Raw genomic sequence first — 13,785 nt, forward strand, 5'->3', positions numbered from 1 at the left:
ACTAGAATCCTTGCGCTCCATCACGATATTGTCATCCCGATACATTCACTCGCTCAGCCATAATTTCTTGAATTAATTGAGCATAAGTTTCTGAGGGGCGATCGCCGAGGTGGTCTTCTAGCAAGCGATCGCTGCCGTGAGCAAAGTCAATGGTAAACAAACCAAAACGTGGAGTATAAGAACCCCACTCATAGTTGTCAGTGAGTGACCAATGCATGTAGCCAATCATGGGCACAGACTCCTGCAATAGCCGCTGCACCTGCTGGAGATGGGCTTTAAGAAACTCACTACGACGAAGTTGATCGGCCCGATGGGTGGCTACACTGTTATCTGGCTTCCGCCGCAGCGCCATACCATTTTCAGCGATCATCATAGGAAGATTACGGAGATCTTCGGAATAGTATTTACAGAAGAAATGTAGACCTTCGGGTAAACTGCGCCAATCCCACCACTTGCTGGTAATGCCACTCATCAGCCAAGCCCGGAAGCCCTTAGTTTTAAACTCGAAATCTGAGAAGGCGGGGAGACGGAAAATATGAGCAATAAACGGATCGTAGTAATCGATCGCTAGATAGTCAATGACCTGAGGCCGAGGTGAAAGCTCTAGCTCCTGCAAAAATAAGTCAAGCTGCTCAAGGTTGAATAAGCGGTAGCCTAAACGATTCACACTCCAATGGGTAAAGCGCCCCAGTTGATAAGGCAAATTATGTCGAAAGGGCAGTTTTGCTTCTAGCAGCGCTGTTTCTAACTGATCCGCTTTGTCATGAATATACTCTTTAATATCTCTTGGCTTAACATCATGTTGGCGTAAATCTAGTAGATCCCAAATTACTTTCTCTGACCAATAAAGATCGCTACAGTAAGTATTGAGAGAGACTCGTGGCGTGGTCCACCCAGAGGCAACATAGATGTCATGGATACAGTTGTAAGCTCGAACATGAGCGGCCAACATGTGATTGTAAGCCTCTAGGACGATACTCGAACCCATTGCCGCATCCGAGGGAAACTGCCGACTCAAATAGGTATTGGAAACTAAAATATTGGGTTCATTGATGGTGATGTACCAATGGATCGGCGGCAGTTGATGATGATCCACTAGGCGGCGATTAATATGTGTAACTGCCACCCGGACATATTCCACAAAATAATCAACAGTCGCTTCAGTTAGCCAGGCATCTATCCCTAACCACGCAGGATGAGTGAAATGATGTAAGGTAACGACTGGCTCTAAGCCATATCGACGACAAGCCGCGACGCGATCGCTATAGGCATCTAGGGCACTGTAGTCAAAAGCTGGAAGAGAACTGGGGTGGCGATCGCTAGAAGGTTGAATTCGGGCCCACTCTAAGCCTAAGCGAAATGAGTTTAAGCCAATGGTTTGGCAACGCTGAAAATCTTCTTCATAGCGATGCCAAAATTCAGTCGCCCCTACCGTCGGCATCACGCTGCCTTTCGACTCACTCCAACACCAGTTGTTCTGGGGTTGTCCAGGACCGTTATATCCCCCTTCGCTTTGGTAACCGGAGGTGGCAACTCCCCACAAGAATGATTCACGTGACATCGTTGAGTTGTTCTGCATAGGGTTCTAGATTCGAATCTTTAGAAACGTAGTGAGATTGCCAATTGTGGAGAACATATTCAGCAATATTCAGAGCAGCCGCAGGCTGACCAATTTCCAAAGCTGCCTGCCGCATCTCTGCTAAGCGCTCTGGATGCTGTAGCAGATATTGAACTGCTGGAGTGACCATTTCTAAAAGTCGCAGTTGCACCCCTGCGCCCGCCGATGCAATTACGTCAGCATTTTGCTCCTCTTGACCGGGAATTGGATCAACAATCACCATCGGTGTACCCCGCGCCAAGATCTCGCTGGTAATCAGTCCCCCTGCTTTCGTAATCGTCAAGTCGCTGGCTACGATCAAATCATCTACATGATCAATCATGCCCAGCCGACGCAGCTTAGTTGTATCGTTGTCCGCCAAATCGGACACTGCTTCTAACAAATCACCATTACGTCCAGCGACCAACAATACCATGCTCGCCCCGGAGTACTCCACTAGACTAGAAACCATTGTCCGGACTCGCCTGGGGTTTAGGCCACCTCCAAAAAGTGTAATGATCGAGCCATCAAGAGGTAGATCATGCTGCGATCGCACCGCGACTTTAGTCTTAGGCTTCGTACTCTCTAGGTGGATTGGAATCCCCGTTACATGCAGCAATTGCGGATTTACCCCCCGCTGCACTAAAAAATTCGCACTTAAATCATTCGGCAGGAAGTAGCCATTCACGCCATAGTTAATCCAAGTGCTGTGGGCGATCGTGTCCGTTACAACCACATATTGTGGTTTGGAGACTTCATCTTCCTGGTCTAGGAGTTGTAACAAGCGGCTGGGAATCTGCTGCACACAGACCACCACATCGGGATCGGCTTTCTTGATAAACTGCCCTAACTTGCGAAAGAAGGGCCGTTCTAACCGAGCCCAAGTGAGATTACTGTCAATAGCGCGTTCCAGGTCATCTACGTCACTGCCTTCATAAAACGCCTTGTAGAGCAATGGCACTTTTTCGCTTAGTTGCTCATAAAGTTGAGTAATGGCGTTGCGGTAAACTGAACTGGCATAGGTAAGGGCGTCTTCACTGAGCACTTCTACATCAGGAAAGCGAGCGAATGCGTCCTTCAAGGCTCTGGCAGCGCTGACATGCCCTGATCCTAAAGAAGAGTACAGAATTAAAATTCGTGTCATGGGGACTCATTTAAGAAAGAGTTGCCTGATGCATCCATAGTTAAACATCATCGTGAGCCAATTGACAGCGTCCTTGAGTCTGGCATTCTAGTCGCTGCTGGCGTTCTGCCGCGATCGCCGCTAAATGGGGTCGTCCCGTCAGCGCCAGTCGCCGATCTGCCCAAAAGTCATACAAGCGATCCACGATGGGGCCAATTACAGGCCATTTTGTGGCGGCGTAGATCCAGCCCATCCCCAGAATTTCATAAACTCGGCGAAACACTTCCACATTCTTGATCACGGTGCCATCGGCTAGCACGGCATGAATGCGTCCCATAGCCGCTGCAAAATCTACTCCACCATTGGCTTTGGGATCGTAGTCATCCTTGGCAATGTCTACAAATGCGACTAATCCTCGGCCTGCATCGCGCTTAGCCAAGAAATTAACTTCCCGCAAGCACAATGGACATTCACCGTCATACAGCAATTTAATTTTCCAGGAGGGTGTAGCGGCTACAGTTTTAACTTCGGATAGCGGCAGTTGTGTAGACGAGGCATCTTCGTAGGCATTTAAGGGCATAGCAGTTCTAGGGCGTGAGTGCTCAAATAATAAGAGGAGTATTAGCTTACTTAGTATTTTAAGAAAATTAACAATTAAAAGGTGCAGCAGATTACCGTCCGATACGGCTAATTATTTGCCTGCTGTAACAAGCTCCTAACTTAGATAACAACAACTAAAGAATTGTCTTTCTCCCCAGATGACTCCAGCCCAATGTTTTTATACTGAAGCGATTCCCATCGTTTCGAGTTAAACGAGGAGGCTCCGAAATGGTTCACACTTACGAAGTATGGGTTGATATCAAAGAATGTGCTGAACAGCTATGCACGACCTTTAACCACGGCACAACCCGATACGAAATCGATGCTGAGTCAATGCAAAAAGCGGGTGGTATCGCCTGCGACCAAGCTAGAAGTGACTATCCACAAGGCGCTGAGTACGACGCAAGAGTTACCAGGCTGCTGAGATAGACACGCGTCACATGGCAACAATGACTGTAGGGGCGGGTTTTGCACCTGCCCCCTGAATGCATCAGGGCAACCCAAGATGAGGGCAACTACAAAGCTCGCCCCTACGAAGGTTTAATTCCTTTAAAGCGCTCTTGAGCTGACTTGAAAGCTTCTTGCATCACCGTCTGAATCTTTTGGGGATCAGGCTTTTTGCCACCCATTAAGTCGCCGAAATAAACACAAGCTCCTTCACCCAAAGCCCAGGTATAAGCCGCTGCCCAAGATGCAGCGATCACACTGCCGAAGCCAGGAATAAACTTGACTAGTTCTCGTCCGATCGCCTGCGCCACAAAACCACCGGCGATCGCACTGACGACGCCTCCTGCTTGCGACGGGGTGAGGGTTTGGCCGTAAAGTTTTCCCAGCAAACCCACCAGCGACACCTGCAAAGCGGTGAGGACAGGCATGGTAGCAAATGGCAAGGGTACAGCGGCGAGAGTCGCAGCACTGATAGAGAAGGCCAATAGATAGCGACGGCTAACATCTCGGTAAAGATTACCAATTTTCTCACCAGCACCTTGCTCTAGCAGTTGATGAATTGCTTGCGCTTCTGCTTCTGGGAGTAAGTCAGCTAAGGCATCACGGAAGGCTTCTAAACCATAGAAGACCGGATGATAGTCATCTTCTTCGAGTGTGAAGTCGATTAAGACAGCGCGATCGCATAACTCCCCAAAAGCGTTCTGCAAAGCGCTAAAGGCGCGGTTTACTTCTGTATAGTCAGGGGGATACGCCGGATGATCACCGGTGCCAGAGGGATACAGCTCATGTAAGCAAGTCACTGCCAGCAGGCAGGGGATTTCAGGATAGCGTTGCCGCAGTTGCTGAGCAATCTGACGCAACGTATCGGTAGCAAAGTCGTTAATTTTGACCGTGAGGATTAACACTCTGGCACATTGGCTTTGCTGCTGTAGATCCCCAATGAGTTCCTGAATGACTAGCTGCGTCTCCCGATTCACGTCACCTAGCCCAACCGTATCGGTAAAAATTAGTAACGGTAAATCGTTGGAAGGGTAGGCATAGCGCTCCGTATGCTGGGTATGAGGCCGAAAACCTTGACCCACGATCTCCGCTGAAACTCCTGTCAAGCCTCGGACAATGGAACTCTTGCCAGATTGAGGTTTGCCAATCAGCAGCGCTTCCGTGGTGGGTAACTCGGCCCGCACTTTCTCTAAAATTTCGGCAACCTGCTCTTCGCTGACGTTGAACCAGCCTGATGTCAGTTGCGTGACTTGCTCCATTGGCAGAAGTTTAGTGAGGCGAGTTGTGGCATTGCTCCAAACCCCCGAAATACGTTGCTTCCAAGCTTCTTTGCCCGCTTCAGGGGTCATGCCTGGAGTTGGTGGATGAGCGGATTGAGAATCTGCGTCAGGGGGTTGGGTCATGGCATCAACACAGCAACGAGGGGCAACTTGACTGAAGTGGGAGAGAGCTTCAGGGAGTAGATTCTTAAGATTGTTAAACTTAGGAGCTACCTATAGCCATTTTAGCGAAGTCTACGCCAAGCCCTGTAGACCAAGGATTGAGTTCAAGGATTGAGTGGCAATAGCGGCGATCGCGCGATCGCTTAAGCTATCAGAACAGGGTTGAGGCAGAGATATGGTGGAACTGTCCCCTTGAGTTGATCTTCAATGAAATTATGAAACTCAAAGTTATTCGCAATACTACTTTTAAGCAATCCACGGATGATTCTGCCAAGTTGCCTGAATCAGACAAAGTCCAGGTCGAAGCAGGGAAAGTATTTGAGGTTCATTCGTGGAAAGCAGTAGGCAAGAATCATCTCAAGGTGGCACTCCTCAAAGATGTTCTAGGAACACCACCCCAAAATACTTGGTATGTTTATACACCCCATACTCAACTAATCAATAATCAAAATAAAGTGACGACAGCCGCTCCCCCAGGGCCGAAGATTTCACTGCCGCTCCCGACTCGCCGTCTACCAGAACGCAAAACGCTGAATATTCCCCACAAAAGCCAGTTAGATAATGCCTTAAATCCTACTGGCGCTTGTAATGTCACCTCCTACGCGATGGTGATGGCATACCTCCAAATTAAGGGACGCACCGGAGTGGGACAGCTAGAGGATGAACTGTATCGCTACATGGAGCGCAATGGTTTGTCCCGTTGGGAACCACTGGATTTAGCAAAAATGGGTCGAGCTTATGGCTTAAAGGTAGATTTCACGACTCAAGCGCGGCTATCAGATATCCGTAAAGCGATCGCGGAAGGGAGACCCTGTATTATTCATGGCTACTTCACGAGCTTCGGTCACATTATGGTGGTTCGTGGTTATGATGCTAACGGTTTCTATGTCAATGATCCCTATGGGGAGTGGTTTGCATCAGGCTACAGAAACGATCTATCTGGGGAAAATCTCCATTATTCTAATCAGTTGATCCAAAGCAAGTGTTCACCAGAAGGCCCCAACTTTATTTGGCTCCATCGTCTTGCGAAAGCTTGAGGCATTCTGCAACATCCAAAAAAGCTAAAAAAGCGATCGCCTGATTTCAGCACAGGCGATCGCGTGAAGCTAGTTGAGTGTTTCGGTCAAGCGCTGGTTAGAGTTAGAGCATTTAGGCAGATTGGAGAGCTAAAGTGGGATAATCGATATAGCCTCGCTCATCTCCCCCATAGAAAGTAGAGCGATCGGCAGGATTGAGCGGCGCATTGATGGCAAAGCGTTCTGGCAGATCTGGATTGGCAATAAAGTGTCTGCCATAAGCGACCAAATCTGCTTCTCCGTTGGCTAATGCCGCATTGCCAGTCTCGCGATCGTAGCCCCCCGCAGCAATCAGCGTACCTTTGAAGATCGAGCGGAAGTAGCCTGTGGTCAAGCGAGATGCGGGTGTGTCAGCGGTAAAGTTTTCATCAGCCCTGGGTTCCACAATATGTAGATAAGCCAAATTGAACTGGTTTAACGCTTGAGCCGCATAGCTAAACGTCGCTACTGGATCAGAGTCAGACATGCTGTTGAAGGAACCGCTGGGAGAGAGACGAACTCCAACGCGATTCCCGTTCCGGGAGGCTTCGCCAACGCCGCCCCACACACTAGTTACTGCTGCTGTGACTTCTAGCAGGAACCTAGCTCGGTTTTCAATCGAGCCACCATATTCGTCTGTGCGATGGTTGGTACCATCTCGCAAAAACTGATCGATTAGATAACCATTGGCCGCGTGGATTTCTACGCCATCAAACCCAGCTTCTAGAGCATTTTGCGCTCCTTGGCGATATTGCTCTACGATCTCAGAAATCTCATGAGTTTCTAGAGCACGGGGCGTGACAAAGGGCTGCATCCCTTCGTAGGTAGAAGCTTGTCCTGTAGGGGCGATCGCAGAGGGAGCTACAGGCAACGCCCCATCAGGTTGCAAAGAAGGATGGGAGATCCGTCCCACGTGCCAAAGTTGCAGAAATATCCGACCTCCCTTGGCATGCACAGCATCGGTGATGAGCCGCCATCCTGCCACCTGTTCTGGTGAGTAAATCCCAGGAGTACTGGGATATCCCAGACCCTGCGGTGACACTTGGCTGGCTTCACTGATGATCAAACCTGCCGAAGCTCGCTGAGCGTAATAAGTCGCGATTAAGGCTCCAGGTACATATCCTGCGCTCGCCCGATTGCGAGTTAGCGGAGCCATCACTAAGCGATTCGGCAATTCGTAAGGACCGAGCTTTACCGGAGAGAGCAGATCAACATTGGCACTCATGAACAAAATCTCCCTGAGATTCCTGAAAATCAACTAAGTTAGGCGGCGGAGTGAGAAGCGCGATCGCGGTGTAACAAGGCGTTGAGCTTATCTGCTAAGACTTGCATGCGCACTACTCCACTCACTTGGTCAACGGCATGACCATCTTGGAAGAAAATGAGAGTAGGGATAGCGCTGATGTTGTATTGCGTGGCAAGTTGCTCGTAGTCGTCCACATTGAGCTTGGCCACTTTTGCTTGCCCTTCAAACTCTGCGGCTAATTCTTCCACAATGGGACTGAGCATTCGGCAAGGCCCACACCAAGGAGCCCAAAAATCTACTAACACGGGCATAGAGCTAGCCAGCACTTCGCTGTCAAAGTTTTCGTCGGTTAGCTTGATGGATTGATAATGATCTGACATGGCGTCACGCCTCCAGTTGGTTGTTGCAGTTCAAGTAGTTAAACAACCATTTAACTAAATAGTAGACAACCTATTCTCGATCGTCAAGTACTTGTTTAAGTATTTAAGTAAAAGCTTTTACGCCTTAAGATAGAAGTAGAATCATTAGCCATAAAAAGGGGTTCTACCCTTGCGATCGCCCCATGCTCGACTCCAACCTTGATTCATCTCGCAGCTCTGCCCCGTTCCTAAAACTAGACTCAGAACAACGGGCTAAGATCTTTGCAGCTCTTGGCGATCCCACCCGTCTACGAATTGTGGAGCTGTTAGCTCAGTCCGTAGAAATGAGCGGCTCCGAACTTGCCAACCATCTAGAAATTAGCCTGGCCTTGTTCTGCCATCACTCCAAAACTTTGGTTGACTGCGGCCTAGTCCAAGTCAGAAAAGAAGGACAAACCAAGTACAGCTCGCTTAATCGCTGTCTACTCGCCCACTGTTTAGCCAGCATCAAAGGGCTGCCTAACGCCAATAGTTCTAATTAAATCTAATTAAAGGATTTCTTAGGGCAATTTTTAATTGGCTGAACCACAGTATTTCCGTAGCAGCAAGTTTTGTGCCTACTCACCCAAGCAGTCCAAGCAATCTTATTTAGCTCGCTTCAGAGAAAATCTCCAGAAGCGGCAAGACGGCCTAGAATGCTTAAGGAAGCTTAGAAGATGCATGAATGGAGACGACACGCACGTTCGCGATTCTTGCTCCTGTCCCGGAAATTCACCTGCTTTCGGGACTAGAAGCGATCGCTGCTCAACTCAACTTAGATGAAGTCACAAGCGAAGGGTTGCCCAAGGTGGCTTTTGGTAGTATGGCCTTTGAAGTCATTCGGAAAGCGGATGAGCTTCGCAAAGAACGCGCGGTCGAAGTGTTAATTTACGCTTCTGAGGCTCAAGGAGATCAGCCATTAAATCCCGAAGTTTGGTGGCGCGCCCGTTACATTGGGCATGTACCTTCTCGCAATGGCCGTTACCCAGGCAAATCGATGTTTCGTCCCCAATCTACTGCTGGAGCGAGACCGACTTGGGCGATTTACTGGGAAGTGCAAGAATTAGAGAAACTGAAAGCCCCAATCGCGATCGCCTCTTTGCAGGGGTTGGGTCAAAAGGCACCTCTGAAAGGGCGCTTTGTCCCTGAAGATCCTGTTTTAATTGAGTATCCTTTTGCTGCTTTTGTCGCTATCTCTCGTCAAGCTGCTGCCGATCGCAAGTAGAATCAAGCGATCGCTTTTAGCGAATGGTAACCCTAGGCTTAGGTAGCCATTCGCTAAACTTTGGAATAACTACATCCTCAATTTCACTCGCTGTCATCCGCTAGTCAGACGGCTGATAAATGCTCCCACGCTTCCCGCGTCAGTTGCCATTCAGTTTGGCTCCATCCCCGCGCAGTCATCCAACTAGGGCTAGGACGTGGGCCAACTTCAACAAACCCATACCGTTGGGCTAAACGGGTGACTCGCAAGTTTGCACTCACAGAAACACCCCGAATCTCCTTTAATCCTAAATCGCGGAAGCCAAAATGAATCAAGGCTTGAGCGATCTCAATTGCGTAGGCATAACGTCCCCAAAACTGGGGAGCTAACTCAATCCCTAATTCTGCTTGATCAGCACCATAACCTTCACGGCGCAGTCCACCGCAGCCAATCAGCTCATGCAATTTCCGGCGATCGCGGATGGCAAGCTGATAGTTGCGACGGGGAGATTCGGTTGCCCACTGGCCGAATAGGTGGAGCAATTCACGGGTTCGGTTGGGTGACACCTCTTCCGGCGCACAGAATTCGGCATATTTTGGATCGGCATGATAAGCCATAAAAGCAGGCTCATCTTCCTGGATAAAGTCTCGCAGTAGAAATCTTTTAGTGACGATCTCCATCGTTTTTCTTCTACAGTAGCCCGAGGGCGATCGCAAACAGAATTCTGAACTTCAGTCATAACTTAACTTCCTAGTTATCTCACTCGCCCCACCACAAACTTGAGATAGCGGCCTTCGGGGAAGTGGGCAGGGACAGGATGATCGAGAGGTTGGCCCGCTTCATGAATGATTTGCACGCGTCGCCCTGCTGAAGCTCCTGCTGCCGCGATCGCTTCCTTAAACGCCTCTGGGCTAACTTGGCTCGTACAACTTCCGCTTACCAACAAACCCTTGGGAGCTACACAGCGCAGAGCCAGCGCATTGAGTTTGACATAAGCTCTTTGGGCAGCATGGCGGTTTTGTTTACTCTTGGCGAAACTGGGCGGATCAAGAATCACCAAATCAAAAAAGCGCTTTTGTTCTGCGTAGCTATTGAGCAGATTGAAACAATCTTGCGTCACAAAGGTATGGCGATCGGGGTCTAAACCATTGAGGACAATGTTGGTATTTGCCGCTTCCGCCAATCCCTTGCCAATGTCTACGCTGGTAACGTGTTGGGCTTTGCCGCGCAGGGCATATAACGAGAAGGCTCCGGTGTAAGCAAAGCAGTTCAGCACCTCACGTCCTTGACTCAAGTCTTGGACAAAACGGCGGTTTTCCCGATGGTCTAGAAATAGCCCCGTCTTTTGCCCAGAATATAAATTTACCTGAAACGATAGCCCATGCTCTTTCACCACCAAATCATCCGGTGCAGCTTGGCCCCACAACCGCTCTATCTTGCTATCAGGTTTATTATCAGTCGCTTCATCAGAGGCTCTATGTTGAGTGCGGAGGAAAATGCCTTGTAGCGGTTTGGCAGCTTTGAGCGCATCCACTAGCCAATCCAGGAGCACAGCAGCCCCTTCCATGTAAGTTTGCACTACGGCAAAGTCGTTGTAGAGATCCACTGTGATCCCTGGCAGGCCATCTCCTTCCCCAAACAACCACCGGTATGCGGTACAACCTTTGTCTCGGAGGGGAGAGCGTAAGTCCCAGGCTGCCTGGACTTGTTCCCGGAGCCAGCGTGGATCTGGAACTTGCTCCTCCGAAAAAATCCGAATCGCGATCGGGCCATTAGCATCCCACAGACCATAGCCTGTCCAGTTGCCGCACCGCGCGCGCACCCAAGTTCCAGATGGGAAATGCAGATTCGACGGGACATGGTTACGGTAAACCCAAGGATGCCCTTGGAGGAGCCGCTCTTTGAGCGCAGTGGGAAGTTGAATGTGGGGCAGCTTTGCCATGATCTCAGTTAAACAGCCGTTTCGTGTCGCTGCGCCTAAAAATAGTCCTTTTCAACTATACAGGCGCGATCGCTCAAATACTGATCCTACTGCTGGAGCATTCGAGCTTTTAAGCTGTCAGAAATGTAAGCGGACACAAGCAATCAGGAGTTGGGTACGTGGTGTCCTCGCCAGTGGTGGAGGGGCAAGCCTACTAAATCACAGTTAAGGTGCAGGAGGAAGCTGAGGTGCAGGAAGTTCAATGCCTAATTTGTTTCCTAAATCTATGGCGTTATTGGCAAAATCGGTGCCGCTTGCAATCTGAGTAGCAATCATTGACCCGATAGTTGCTAAAGCAAACAAGCGCTTTTTCAGTCGGGTTAAATTGCGCTGATTTTCGGGTTTTTTGATTTCTGCTTCTACATCATTAATATCATCCAAGGCATCGTCCTGGATTTCCTGAGGAAATTGCGTGGCGATTTGGCGCAGGTTGGTGATGAGTTGCAAGAGTTCAGCCGTGCTAGCACCACTAGTTTGGCTAAAGTTGGATGCTGTCACTTGAGCGTTGTCTTTAGCTTCGTTAACGATGTTGCCGATGTTTGCGCCTTGATTATTGTTTGTTTGAGAACCTTCTGACACTGCTTTTGCCTCTGCTTTGTTGGTAATGGGTCTGCTGACTGCGAGCTTGGTAATATCACGCATGTCTTCGTATACTCTCTCAATCATGCTCTCTTTTTCGTCCACGCGGTGTTTTTGCCGCAGTTCGGGCGGTTCGTAGCCATCTAGAAGTTGACGCAGATTCACAACAATACCTAGCCTGCCGATTGGATGATTGTGAACTCCCATTTTTTCGAGTCCCAAGAGTTCTTGGTAGTCGAGGGGTGGATGGCTGGGATAGTTGGGAACAGGCACCCACTCAGTAACCTCAGGGTTGGCAAAGGTACTGTGAATTCTGTTAAATACATCGCGGATCATTAGCAGGAACGATCGCCGAGTGATTTCACGACCGCTAATAGAGATGAAGATTTTCTTGTCCTCCGGGTCAGCTTTGATGCGAGCAATGTTGTAGGTCTCGTTGCCTTCGGTATAGGCAAGCATGACTCCACTGCGCCAGTAGGTTTGGCCGTAGATCTTGTCGTGGGTGAGAACAATAAAGCGGGAGAGGATGCTTTCGGGCAGAACGCGATAGTGATACTGAAACTCTAGGGTGTCGCCTTCGAGCTTAGTATCTTTGGGTTCTTCTTTGGAGAGGAGTCCAGGGATGAGGAAGGTGTCTATGGAGCAGTTAGGGATCTGGAAACAGAGCTGAAATTCTTGCATCAGCGTGACTAGGTAGCCGTGACGTTTGGCAGGGTAGCGCTGCGAGTCGAGAACACGGCTGAGGTCAGCATAGGTGAGAATACCCTTGGTTTTAGTTTTGAGGATTTCGTCACTCAGGAGAGCGTAAATACCTTCAGTGACCCAATCAGGATTGAGGACGTTGGTGGATTGAAGAATTGGGTGATCTCGGAAATTAAGTACTAGACCGAGGTTGTGCAGCAGATCGATCAGTTGTTCCTGGTTCGTTTCTTCGGTGACAGTTTTGGACGCACAGATGCAGGCGTATTGGCTATAGCTGATAAAGTCTTCATCCATGTCCTCAAGCTGCTCTTTTACCTCAAACCAGGAAAGCGGTAGGAGGTTGTAAACATCGTTTAGTTGCCCCACTTCACGGGTAATAGCATTGCGGAGGTCGTTGATACCCTCACTGGTGTCGCAGGAAGTTTCGATGATGTCTTTAATGTTGGGGTATTTGTCTCGTAAGGCTTTGCGATTAATGTCGAAAGGCTGCTCGTCTTTCTTGTTACCCACAATGATGACGGGGGATTGACCGCCAAAGCTTTCGATCAGTTTGAGCCAGTATTCAATGCGGTTTTCTTCTTCGCTGGTGCGGCAGTTGCATACTAAAAGGTAGAGCGATCGCTTGGTCAGGAAGAACTGGTGAGTGGCATGGTAAATTTCTTGTCCGCCAAAGTCCCAGACATTAAGCCGAACATCTTTGCTGTTGACGTGAATATCCCACGCTTCGATATTGAGGCCATCCGTTTGTGATTCGTGGCAATTAAATCGGTTGTAGATGAGGCGGTTGATCAGAGAGGTTTTGCCGACGCTACCTTGACCGATTAGGAGCAACTTGGCTTCATTTAACGGGCGAACTTCGCCGCTGCGGAGTTGCTGGCAGTAATTGAAGATAGCCTCAACAGAACCAGGTTCTCGACTAAGGTCTGGTGGGCCAAGAATTTCTGGAGAAATAGGCAGCGGGTTTTGGCGTAAATCTAATTTATTGAGATTGGGTAGCTCTTCGAGCCAATTGGGTATCTCAGTAATTTGGTTGCCCCAAAGGCGAAGCTCAGTCAGATTCGTCAGTTGTCCGATCGCTTCTGGAACTTGTGTGAGCTGGTTGCGTGCAAGGTAAAGCGCACTCAGATTCGTCAGTTGTCCGATCGCTTCTGGAACTTGTGTGAGCTGGTTGTTAGAAAGATGAAGCGCACTCAGATTCGTCAGTTGTCCGATCGCTTCTGGAACTTGTGTGAGCTGGTTGTTAGAAAGATGGGCGTTGCTGAATAGGTAATGATTTAAGCTGAGAGAGGAATTGTCCGATACTTCAAATAATGCAGCAGCAACCGAAGTGAACACTTCAACATCTCAACTGATTTGGAGTAGCACAAGGTCTTCCGGTGCAATCGTGCTAAATAATGCCTCAGTCGGGTAT

At 49.1% G+C, this 13,785-nt stretch carries 12 protein-coding genes and 2 pseudogenes; 4 read left to right on the forward strand and 10 right to left on the reverse strand.

Annotation, left to right across the window (positions count from 1 at the left end):
• Positions 1-31 precede the first annotated feature (31 nt).
• Genes H6F68_RS20315 through H6F68_RS20325 form a run of 3 tightly spaced genes read right to left on the reverse strand, consistent with a single transcriptional unit; the run spans position 32 to position 3,300 of the window.
• Positions 32-1,561 carry a glycoside hydrolase family 1 protein gene (locus tag H6F68_RS20315; RefSeq protein ID WP_199295940.1) on the reverse strand — a complete coding sequence of 510 codons (1,530 nt, stop codon included), beginning with the start codon at positions 1,559-1,561 and terminating at the stop codon, positions 32-34.
• Positions 1,551-2,741: an MGDG synthase family glycosyltransferase gene (locus H6F68_RS20320; RefSeq protein WP_190561809.1), complete on the reverse strand. Its 1,191-nt coding sequence runs from the start codon at positions 2,739-2,741 to the stop codon at positions 1,551-1,553. The genes H6F68_RS20315 and H6F68_RS20320 overlap by 11 nt, the downstream gene beginning before the upstream one ends.
• Before the next feature lie 40 nt (positions 2,742-2,781).
• Positions 2,782-3,300, reverse strand: coding sequence for a thiol-disulfide oxidoreductase DCC family protein (locus tag H6F68_RS20325; protein ID WP_190553245.1), 519 nt, complete (start codon positions 3,298-3,300; stop codon positions 2,782-2,784).
• Positions 3,301-3,548: 248 nt separating this feature from the next.
• Here H6F68_RS20325 and H6F68_RS20330 point away from each other — a divergent pair, with 248 nt between their 5' ends.
• Positions 3,549-3,749 (forward strand): hypothetical protein, encoded by a 201-nt coding sequence (locus H6F68_RS20330; protein ID WP_190553246.1) that lies wholly within the window; start codon positions 3,549-3,551, stop codon positions 3,747-3,749.
• A gap of 101 nt (positions 3,750-3,850) precedes the next feature.
• On the opposite strand, the gene H6F68_RS20335 is transcribed toward H6F68_RS20330, so the two are convergent.
• Positions 3,851-5,170, reverse strand: a complete 1,320-nt coding sequence (locus tag H6F68_RS20335) for a GTPase (protein ID WP_190561811.1) — start codon at positions 5,168-5,170, stop codon at positions 3,851-3,853.
• A gap of 254 nt (positions 5,171-5,424) precedes the next feature.
• Here H6F68_RS20335 and H6F68_RS20340 point away from each other — a divergent pair, with 254 nt between their 5' ends.
• Entirely contained in the window at positions 5,425-6,246 is an 822-nt protein-coding gene (locus H6F68_RS20340; RefSeq protein WP_190435457.1) for a C39 family peptidase, read from the forward strand.
• A 112-nt stretch (positions 6,247-6,358) separates the two neighbouring features.
• Here H6F68_RS20340 and H6F68_RS20345 read toward each other — a convergent pair whose 3' ends face one another.
• Entirely contained in the window at positions 6,359-7,489 is a 1,131-nt protein-coding gene (locus tag H6F68_RS20345; protein WP_190561813.1) for an alkene reductase, read from the reverse strand.
• Between the two features lie 38 nt (positions 7,490-7,527).
• A pseudogene (gene trxA / locus H6F68_RS20350) lies at positions 7,528-7,896 on the reverse strand (thioredoxin); the annotation flags it as partial.
• Positions 7,897-8,072: 176 nt separating this feature from the next.
• Between trxA and H6F68_RS20355 the strand changes: the two are divergent.
• Both H6F68_RS20355 and H6F68_RS20360 read left to right on the forward strand, forming a co-directional pair.
• Entirely contained in the window at positions 8,073-8,411 is a 339-nt protein-coding gene (locus H6F68_RS20355) for a metalloregulator ArsR/SmtB family transcription factor (RefSeq protein ID WP_190561815.1), read from the forward strand.
• A 182-nt stretch (positions 8,412-8,593) separates the two neighbouring features.
• The gene (locus H6F68_RS20360) at positions 8,594-9,133 is read left to right on the forward strand and encodes a hypothetical protein (RefSeq protein WP_190561817.1); all 540 of its coding nucleotides are present in this window, start codon (positions 8,594-8,596) and stop codon (positions 9,131-9,133) included.
• 104 nt (positions 9,134-9,237) lie between these two features.
• Here H6F68_RS20360 and H6F68_RS20365 read toward each other — a convergent pair whose 3' ends face one another.
• The 4 genes and pseudogenes from H6F68_RS20365 to H6F68_RS20380 all read right to left on the reverse strand — a co-directional run.
• Positions 9,238-9,792: a GNAT family N-acetyltransferase gene (locus H6F68_RS20365; protein ID WP_190561819.1), complete on the reverse strand. Its 555-nt coding sequence runs from the start codon at positions 9,790-9,792 to the stop codon at positions 9,238-9,240.
• Between the two features lie 74 nt (positions 9,793-9,866).
• Positions 9,867-11,054 carry a class I SAM-dependent rRNA methyltransferase gene (locus H6F68_RS20370; protein WP_190561821.1) on the reverse strand — a complete coding sequence of 396 codons (1,188 nt, stop codon included), beginning with the start codon at positions 11,052-11,054 and terminating at the stop codon, positions 9,867-9,869.
• Between the two features lie 204 nt (positions 11,055-11,258).
• Positions 11,259-13,709, reverse strand: a complete 2,451-nt coding sequence (locus tag H6F68_RS20375) for a COR domain-containing protein (protein WP_190561823.1) — start codon at positions 13,707-13,709, stop codon at positions 11,259-11,261.
• Positions 13,649-13,785, reverse strand: a pseudogene (locus tag H6F68_RS20380) (IS1 family transposase); the annotation flags it as partial. The pseudogene H6F68_RS20380 and the gene H6F68_RS20375, both read right to left, overlap by 61 nt.

The sequence above is a fragment of the Trichocoleus sp. FACHB-262 genome (genome assembly GCF_014696035.1).
GTDB lineage: Bacteria > Cyanobacteriota > Cyanobacteriia > FACHB-46 > FACHB-46 > Trichocoleus.